At 75.8% G+C, this 1,403-nt stretch carries 2 protein-coding genes; both read left to right on the forward strand.

All coding sequences use genetic code 11. The features are described 5' to 3' along the window. The coding region (locus HGA02_RS19345; protein ID WP_168681022.1) for an MMPL family transporter at positions 1-703 on the forward strand (703 nt) is incomplete at its 5' end. A 10-nt stretch (positions 704-713) separates the two neighbouring features. Further along, a partial coding sequence (locus HGA02_RS19350) for a Gfo/Idh/MocA family protein (protein WP_168681024.1) occupies positions 714-1,403 on the forward strand: 690 nt, incomplete at its 3' end.

Raw genomic sequence — 1,403 nt, forward strand, 5'->3', positions numbered from 1 at the left:
CGACGTGCGGACCGCCGCGCACGGGGTCGACCCCGACGCGCTGGTCGGCGGCGCGGCCGCCGAGACGCTCGACGCGCAGGACGCCGCCCGCCACGACCTGCGGGTCATCGTCCCGGTCGTGCTGCTCGTCATCGGGCTGATCCTCACGCTGCTGCTGCGGTCGGTCGTCGCGGCCGGGCTGCTGCTCGGCGCGAACGTCCTGTCCTTCGCCGCGACGCTCGGCATCTCCGCGGTCCTGTTCAACCACGTGCTGGACCTGCCGCCCGCCGACCCGGCCGTGCCGCTCTACGGGTTCGTGTTCCTCGTCGCGCTCGGCGTCGACTACTCGATCTTCCTCATGACGCGCGTGCGGGAGGAGTCGGCACGGGTCGGCACGCGACCCGGCGTGGTGCGTGGGCTCGCCGTCACGGGCGGCGTCATCACGTCGGCGGGCGTCGTGCTCGCCGTGACGTTCGCGGCGCTCGGCGTCATCCCGCTGCTCTTCCTCGCGCAGCTCGCGGTCATCGTCGCGCTCGGGGTGCTGCTCGACACCACGGTCGTGCGGTCGCTGCTCGTGCCGGCGCTGGTCCACGACCTCGGCGACCGCACGTGGTGGCCGTCGCGGCTGTCGCGGCCGCACGCGACGGGCACGCACAGCACCGGCACGACGGAGCCCGCCGCGACGGTGGGGACCGGCGGACCGGCGGGCGCGACGCGACCGTAGAGTGGCGCGCATGGACTCGCTGCGCGTCGGTCTGGTCGGCTACGGGGGAGCGGGGCGCGGGATCCACGCGCGCCTGCTCCGGGAGGCGCACCAGCGCGTGACGCACGTCGTCACCCGCCACCGCGCCGCCCAGGTGCACGAGGACTGGCCGGGCGCCGTCGTCGTCCCCGACGTGCCCGCGCTGCTCGCGCACGTCGGCGAGCTCGACCTCGTCGTCGTCGCGAGCCCGACCGGCGACCACGTCGAGCACGTGCTCGCCGCGCTCGCGACCGGCGTGCACGTGCTGGTCGACAAGCCGCTCGCGACCACCACCGCGGAGGCCGAGCGGCTCGTCGACGCCTCGCTGCACGCCGGCGGCCGGCTCACGGTGTTCCAGAACCGCCGCTGGGACCCCGAGCAGCTCGCGCTGCGCGGCCTGCTGGAGGCCGGGACGCTCGGCCGCGTGCACCGCTTCGAGCGGCGCTGGGAGAGGTTCCGGCCCGTCCCGCAGGACCGCTGGAAGGAGAACGACCCCGACGCCGGCGGGCTGCTGCTCGACCTGGGCGCGCACCTCGTCGACTCCGCGGTGCAGCTCTTCGGCCCCGTCCGGTCGGTGTACGCCGAGCTCGCCGCACGGTCCACGCCCGCGGTCGACGACGTCTTCCTCGCGCTCGTGCACGACGCGCGCGGCGGCGAGCCCGGCGTCGTCAGCCACCTCCAG

The organism is Cellulomonas septica (genome assembly GCF_012396155.1).
Taxonomy (GTDB): Bacteria; Actinomycetota; Actinomycetes; order Actinomycetales; family Cellulomonadaceae; genus Cellulomonas; species Cellulomonas septica.